Source organism: Rhodococcus sp. CX, assembly GCF_015865005.1.
Lineage (GTDB): Bacteria > Actinomycetota > Actinomycetes > Mycobacteriales > Mycobacteriaceae > Rhodococcus.
The window spans coordinates 4,238-10,766 of record NZ_JADZGH010000140.1 but is presented as its reverse complement, the minus strand read 5'-3'; the positions used below and the strand labels follow the sequence as shown (position 1 = coordinate 10,766).

Annotated in this window: 6 protein-coding genes and 2 pseudogenes; 3 read left to right on the top strand and 5 right to left on the bottom strand. The window is 69.3% G+C overall.

The window, feature by feature from the left end:
* Positions 1 to 119: 119 nt before the first annotated feature.
* From I0Q12_RS14780 to soxR, 4 genes are all read right to left on the bottom strand, one after another.
* On the bottom strand, positions 120 to 1,823 hold the full coding sequence (locus tag I0Q12_RS14780; protein ID WP_197252625.1) for an urease subunit alpha: 1,704 nt from the start codon (positions 1,821 to 1,823) through the stop codon (positions 120 to 122).
* A gap of 4 nt (positions 1,824 to 1,827) precedes the next feature.
* Positions 1,828 to 2,196 (bottom strand): urease subunit beta, encoded by a 369-nt coding sequence (gene ureB, locus I0Q12_RS14775; protein ID WP_197252624.1) that lies wholly within the window; start codon positions 2,194 to 2,196, stop codon positions 1,828 to 1,830.
* 10 nt (positions 2,197 to 2,206) lie between these two features.
* On the bottom strand, positions 2,207 to 2,509 hold the full coding sequence (locus I0Q12_RS14770) for an urease subunit gamma (protein WP_068160404.1): 303 nt from the start codon (positions 2,507 to 2,509) through the stop codon (positions 2,207 to 2,209).
* A gap of 154 nt (positions 2,510 to 2,663) precedes the next feature.
* Complete coding sequence (soxR, locus tag I0Q12_RS14765) at positions 2,664 to 3,113, bottom strand: redox-sensitive transcriptional activator SoxR (protein ID WP_197252623.1); 450 nt, start codon at positions 3,111 to 3,113, stop codon at positions 2,664 to 2,666.
* 1,424 nt (positions 3,114 to 4,537) lie between these two features.
* Between soxR and I0Q12_RS34880 the strand changes: the two are divergent.
* A pseudogene (locus tag I0Q12_RS34880) lies at positions 4,538 to 5,071 on the top strand (type II CAAX prenyl endopeptidase Rce1 family protein); the annotation flags it as partial.
* Between the two features lie 221 nt (positions 5,072 to 5,292).
* Here I0Q12_RS34880 and I0Q12_RS14760 read toward each other — a convergent pair.
* Positions 5,293 to 5,658 carry an HNH endonuclease gene (locus I0Q12_RS14760; protein ID WP_197252627.1) on the bottom strand — a complete coding sequence of 122 codons (366 nt, stop codon included), beginning with the start codon at positions 5,656 to 5,658 and terminating at the stop codon, positions 5,293 to 5,295.
* Positions 5,659 to 5,802: 144 nt separating this feature from the next.
* On the opposite strand from I0Q12_RS14760, the gene I0Q12_RS14755 reads away from it, so the two are divergent.
* Together I0Q12_RS14755 and I0Q12_RS14750 are read left to right on the top strand one after the other, a co-directional pair.
* The gene (locus I0Q12_RS14755) at positions 5,803 to 6,156 is read left to right on the top strand and encodes a VOC family protein (RefSeq protein WP_197252622.1); all 354 of its coding nucleotides are present in this window, start codon (positions 5,803 to 5,805) and stop codon (positions 6,154 to 6,156) included.
* 127 nt (positions 6,157 to 6,283) lie between these two features.
* Positions 6,284 to 6,529: pseudogene (locus I0Q12_RS14750) on the top strand (ParD-like family protein); the annotation flags it as partial.

The following is a 6,529-nucleotide window of genomic DNA, read 5'->3' as shown; positions in this document are numbered from 1 at the left end:
CGGCCCGCAACGCCGGTTCCAGGCCCGCGGACTGGGTGTGCGCACCGGTCGGTAACCGCGCGTCGGCGAGCAACGCCAGCAACAGCGACTGCGACGGCACCGTCGACTCCCGGTCCACGTCAGAACAGCGAATACAACTGGGCGAGCGGCAGCCGCTCGGCCGGGGCCGGCACGATCCGTTCCCCGTCGATGTCGATCTCGAACGTCTCCGGGTCGATGTCGATGCGCGGCAACACGTCGTTGTTGCGCATCTGCGCCTTTCCGACACCGCGGGTGTCGGCGACCGCCACCAGCGGCCGGCGCATCCCGAGCCGATCGGCCAGGCCGTCCTCGATCGCCGCGGGCGACACGAACGTCACCGACAGGTCCGCCCCGATCGCATCGGTCAGCGCCGGGCGCTGCAACACCGGTTGCGGCGTCGGAATCGAGGCGTTCGGGTCACCGAGCGCACCCCACACCAGGCCGCCACCCTTGAGCACGACACTGGGCCGCACCCCGAACAGCTTCGGCTCCCACAGCACCAGGTCCGCGATCTTCCCGACCTCCACCGAGCCGATGTGCACATCCACGCCGTGCGCGATCGCCGGATTGATCGTGTACTTCGCGACATACCGGCGGGCCCGCTCGTTGTCCGCCGGCAACGACGACCCCAGCGGCCCACGCCGCGCCTTCATCACGTGTGCGACCTGCCAGGTCCGGGTGATCACCTCACCGATCCGGCCCATCGCCTGCGCGTCCGACGACGTGATCGACATCGCGCCCATGTCGTGCAGCACGTCCTCCGCCGCGATCGTCGTCGCCCGGATCCGCGATTCGGCGAACGCCAGATCCTCCGGCACCTGCGGATTGAGGTGATGGCACACCATCAGCATGTCCAGATGTTCGGCGACGGTGTTCACCGTGTGCGGCAACGTCGGATTCGTCGACCCGGGCAGCACGTAGGGCTCACCGGCCAGACGCATGATGTCCGGGGCGTGCCCACCGCCGGCGCCCTCGGTGTGGAACGCGTGGATCGACCGGCCGCCGATCGCCTCGATCGTCGACTCCAGGAACCCCGCCTCGTTCAGCGAGTCCGAATGCAACGCGACCTGCAGGCCCCACTCGTCGGCCGCGCGCAACGCCGCATCCAGCGCCGCCGGCGTCGACCCCCAGTCCTCGTGCACCTTGAAGCCCGCGGCCCCGGCCAGCGCCTGCTCCGCCAACCCGTCCATGCTCACCGTGTTGCCCTTACCGAACAGCAACACGTTGACCGGCAACGACTCCAGGCTCCGATGGATCGTGCCCAGATGCCACTCGCCCGGCGTCACCGTCGTCGCCTTCGTGCCCTCCGACGGGCCCGTACCGCCCCCGGCGATCGAGGTGATCCCCGTCGCGAGCGCCTCGTGGATCTGCGACGGCGAAATCAGATGCACGTGCGTGTCGAAGCCGCCGGCTGTGAGGATCTTGCCCTCGCCGCTGATGATGTCCGTGGACGGACCGATCTGCAGATCCGGATGCACCCCGTCCGCGATGTCCGGGTTCCCGGCCCGGCCCAGCGCGGTGATCCGCCCGTCCCGGATGCCCACGTCCGCGCGGACGACACCCCACCAGTCCAGCACGATCGCATTCGTGATCACCGTGTCCGGCGCGCCCTGCGCGCGGGTCGTGGACCCCTGCGCCATGGATTCGCGGATGGACTTGCCGCCGCCGAACACCGCTTCCTCACCGCCGACGGTGCGGTCCTCCTCGATCTCGATCCATAGATCGGTGTCGCCCAGACGGACCTGGTCGCCGACGGTGGGACCATAGAGCGCGGCGTAGCGCTCCCGTGAGATGCGAACCATCGGATCAGTCTCCGTTCTGCTCGGAAAGGGGGCCGTCGAGCGCGCCGCCGTCGGGGACACCGATCGCGATGCCCGGCACCCGCCGCGCGCCGCGCAACGCGACCGCCTGCACGGTGCGGGAAGCGCCCGGCTCGAAACGGTGTGAGGTCCCCGACGGAATGTCGAGGCGGAACCCGTGCGCGGCGTCCCGGTCGAACTCGAGCGCCGGATTCGCATAGGGCAGATGCAGGTGCGAGCCGATCTGCACGGGACGGTCGCCGGTGTTGACGATGACCAGTTCGAGGCGCTCGTCCGGTTCCCGGTCGGCGTTGAGTTCGATGTCGCCGTCGCGGACACGGATCGCTCCGGGGCCGGTGGTGTTCAGACCTGCCATGGCGTGCTCCTCAGGCGATCGGCTGGTGGATGGTGACGAGTTTGCGGCCGTCCGGGAAGGTCGCCTCCACCTGGACGTCGGGGAGCATCTCCGCGACCCCGTCCATCACGTCGTCGCGGGTCAGGACCTCCCGGCCCGCGACCATCAGTTCGGCGACCGACAGCCCGTCGCGGGCGCGTTCGATGACCCAGTTGGTGAGCAGCGCCGTGGTTTCCGGATAGTTGAGCTTCACGCCGCGCGCGTGCCGGTCCCGGGCGACCATCCCGGCGACGGCGAGCAGCAACTTCTCCTGTTCGGAGGGCGTCAGATGCATGGGGCCTCCTCGGTGCGAACGCAGCGTGTCCGGTACGCCCGGATACTGCGCGCCAGCATATGCCCACCCATGTTTCACCCGCGTTTCCACGGTGCGGCTGCGCCGCCGGTGTGCCTTTGTGGCGGTGGAGCCGCCAGAAAGGCACACCGGGGGATCAGCGGTCGTGCAGGTGCAGGCGGCGCGGACCCGGACCCTGCTGGGCGAGCACATCACCCGGGTTCGCCAGCGGACAGCTGCTCAGGCTCAGGCAGCCGCAGCCGATGCAGCCGGAAAAGCTGTCGCGCAGCTCGGTCAGTTCCTCGATGCGTTCGGTGAGCCGGTCGTGCCAGCGCTGCGACAACCGCGCCCAGTCCGCGGCGGTGGGCACCCGGCTGTCCGGCAGCGAGTCGAGCGCGTCCCGGATCTCGTCGAGCGACACCCCGACACCCTGCGCAACGCGGATGAACGCCACCCGGCGCAGCGTGTCGCGTCGGTACCGCCGCTGATTGCCGGACGTGCGGCGGCTGGTGATCAGGCCGCGCGACTCGTAGTAGTGCAACGCCGAGACGGACACGCCGGAACGCTCGGACAACTGCCCGGGCGTGAGCCACACGGACGCGGTCATCGGCACCGTCCTCGGATTCGGGGGAAGCACGTCGAGCATCTGCGGTGCACAGTACCGACTTGTCGGAGATTCTGGACCACGGCAGAACATCCGCAGCCCGGGAGGTTCCGTGAACGCCGACGTTCCACCCGAGCGACCCGTACTTCCGGGCGGATCCGGGCGCGCCTGCCGCGGAATTCGAGAAGGAAGCCGGGCTGCATCCGGTGTTCCGGCTGACCGAGGTGCCGGAGCGCGAAGGGGAGTGACACCTCGTTTATGTCACTGTGACGAATGGGGTGGAAGGGTGGAGCGCAGTCGGGGAGAGGTGGTGCAGCACCGAGGCGTCCGGTGGGGTGGGTGCCGGAGCGGGACGGGACGCGATGCGGCAGGCTCGATTCGTCGGCTGTGCACCGTGGCGGGGAGGTTGGGTGCTGCGCGGCGGAGGGGCGGCGGTCCGTTGCTATTCGCAAACGATCTGCGCGAAAGCGTGCGGACGAAAAGGGAAGTGCCACAAGATATTTGATGGATAACGGTGATTATCCATCATTGAGATTTATCCATCGTCGAGGTGGATGCGGTCGGCGACCCGAGTGGGGGCGGGTGACCTCGGAGTGTGTCTGTTCGGCTGTAGCGCTGTGCGTACAACGACCGCGAAATCTGGATGTGCTGTCGTTGCGACGCCGTGGCGCGAAGGTGCCGGCGCATGTCCGCGGTGTGCGCCGGCGGTACGCAAACCGCGGTCGAGTCGTCGGAAGCCCGGTCCGGGCGGTCGCGAGCCGGGGCTAGGTCGAGCCCGAACCGGGGCTGGTTGGGGCGCCTCGGGGGCCCGGGCGTGTGGGGCCGACCGCCGGTAGGGCGTACGCGCACCGAGGATTTCACCCCGGGACCACCACCACGCTATCGGTCGGGAAGACCCGGATCCCGACTACTTGACATAATGTGGATTATCGGCAATTTGGATATACGCTTCGACCTGGGGTTTCGCCGACTCTGCCGGGTGTCGCCGCCGCGCCGTGCTCGTGTGTCGTGACACCGTCTGTCGACGTCTCGTTCCCGGCGCTGTCGCTGAGCACTGCACTGCACCGCACTCACTCGTCGATGTACGCGCATCTCTCGGTTCGCGGTGTCCGGCCACCGCACGACGCTTCCGCGCGCCGCGACCGTCCGGCGGCCCGCAACCCGGATCGACCCGGTCTGTGTCGGATCCGGTCTTCCCGGCTCTCGTCGGGTTCGGCCGACCCTGCCACCTCGTCCCCTCCCTACAGCCCCGCGAACCCATGAATTCGTCACAGTGACGTTTTGTGGTGAGTGTGCCGGGATGCCCGAACAGTCGCCGTCGGTATCATCTGCGCGACGGTGACTGCACTGACTCGGGAGGTCGCGGGGTGGAACCACGGCTCGCGCGGTTCTGGGTGGTCCTGGCGGTCACGACCGTCCCGTTCTACATGTGGGGCGCACTAACCGGCGGCGACCTGGTCGTGGTGGGTGCGCAGCTGCCGCTCAGTGCCCTGATGTTCGTGTGCCCGGCCGTCGCGACCCTGGCGGCCGGCGGCGGACCCCGGGCGGCCTGGCGGCGCATGCTCACCAGGCCGCGTGCCTTCTGGGTGGGGTTCGCGCTCGTGGTTCCGGCGGTGCTGACCCTGGTGTCGTCGCTGATGATCGCCGGCGGCGGGCTCCCCGGGATCCCGTCGTCGCTGCCGCTGGTGGCCGGTGCGTACGTCGTGGCCGCGGTGTGCGAGGAACTCGGCTGGACCGGGGTGCTGATGCCGGCGCTGTTGCGTCGTCACGGCGTCCTGCACACGGGCACCGTGATCGGCGTCGTCTGGGCGCTGTGGCACCTGATTCCGTATCTGCAGGCCGGGTACGCGCCGGGAATGTTGCTCGGGCAGCTCGTCTTCACCGTGGTCTTCCGGATTCTGTTGGTGCAGGTGACGGTCGCCGGCAACGGTGCGCCGATCGTGGCCGTGCTCGGGCATGCCTCCTACAACGTGGCGTGGACCCTGCTGGACGCGCGCGACGCCTATTCGCCAGGACGGCCGCGGTGGCGCTGGCCGTCCCCGTGGCCGTCCTGGCGGGGAGGCGCCGCGGCGACCGCGCCCGGCGAAGCCCGGTGCCGGACCGCGCGGGGTGACCCGACTCCCCTCTTCCGTCCCTCAACCACCTCGGGGTTGAAACGTCACTGTGACGAAAAAGGGGACAGTCAGGAGGCGCGGCGCAGACGCCGCAACTGCCCGGCCAGGTACTGCCGGGCGCGCCGGTGCCCGCCCCCGTCGGCGAGCGCGACGTCGAGGTCCTCGAGAAGCCGCGCGAGCAGGTCCTCGTCGGGAATCCAGCCGTCGCGGCTCCGGCATCGCTCGAGCCAGTCGACCGGGCCGGTGTGGCCGCGGTCGGCGTTGCAGCGAGAGCAGGCGGCGGCCTCGTTGGCGACGATGCTGGGACCGCCCTTGAGGCGCGGCACGAGGTGTTCGGTGGTCGGTGGGATCAGCCGGCCGAAGCGGCGTCCGCACCACAGGCACCGGCCGTGCTGCCGGTCCACGGCGACGGCGAGGCGGGCGGCGCGGTCCACCTGTCGATGGTGACCGAACATCGAGCCGGACGCCAGCCTGGTGGATGGCCGGATGTCGTCGAAAGACACGGTCGTTGGACTCTGCTCAGCTGCGGCCGAATGACGTTACGCTGGGCACACTTTCAACAAAGGAGGGCTTTTTCCGTGAGTGACCACGAAGTGAAGATGATCGTGCTGTCGACCGACGACCTCGACGAGTCGATCAAGTTCTACGGCGAAACCCTGGGGATGGCACTCAAGTTCCGCGACGGCACGCATTTCGCCGCCCTCGACGGCGGCGGGGTGACCCTGGCGCTCGCGACCGCGGTCGATCATCCGATCCACGGGCAGGTGGTCGTCGGCATCAAGACCGCCGACGTGGACGCCGCGGCGAAGGCGATCGCGGAGGCCGGCGGCGGCATCGTGAAGGGCCCGTACGACGACGCGCACGAGCGTCGGGCCGTAGTGTACGACAACAAGGGCAACGGCCTGGTGTTCTACAGCCCGCTGAAGCGCTGACGCACCTCCGCACCCCCGGTCCGGTGACCTGCCCGGATCGGGGGTGCGTGCGTTGTTGCACTGTGCTACGATCGGTAGCAGACTGCTACATCCACCCGATGCGTTGCGTCGGACCAGGAGGTTCGTGATGGCGCCCTACACCGACAAGGTCACCCGCTTCGACGCCGAACTCGTCGACAGCGCCATCGCCGAGGGCGGCCGCCAGAACCGCACCGGACGCCAGCAACTCGAGTACTGGGCGCGCATCGGCCGGGCCATGACCGCCCACGAGACCGCGGCCCTGCGCCGCGTGCAGGAGGCCCTCGCCGGGAACCGGCCGACCACCGATCTCACCGTCGCCGAAGGACGGTTGTTCAACGCGGAGATCGACGCC

Excerpts from the sequence above, each read along its gene's own strand:
- I0Q12_RS14770 (WP_068160404.1), bottom strand. The coding sequence starts at position 2,509 with ATGCATCTGACGCCCTCCGAACAGGAGAAGTTGCTGCTCGCCGTCGCC.
- soxR (WP_197252623.1), bottom strand. The coding sequence starts at position 3,113 with ATGACCGCGTCCGTGTGGCTCACGCCCGGGCAGTTGTCCGAGCGTTCC.
- I0Q12_RS14780 (WP_197252625.1), bottom strand. The coding sequence starts at position 1,823 with ATGGTTCGCATCTCACGGGAGCGCTACGCCGCGCTCTATGGTCCCACC.
- ureB (WP_197252624.1), bottom strand. The coding sequence starts at position 2,196 with ATGGCAGGTCTGAACACCACCGGCCCCGGAGCGATCCGTGTCCGCGAC.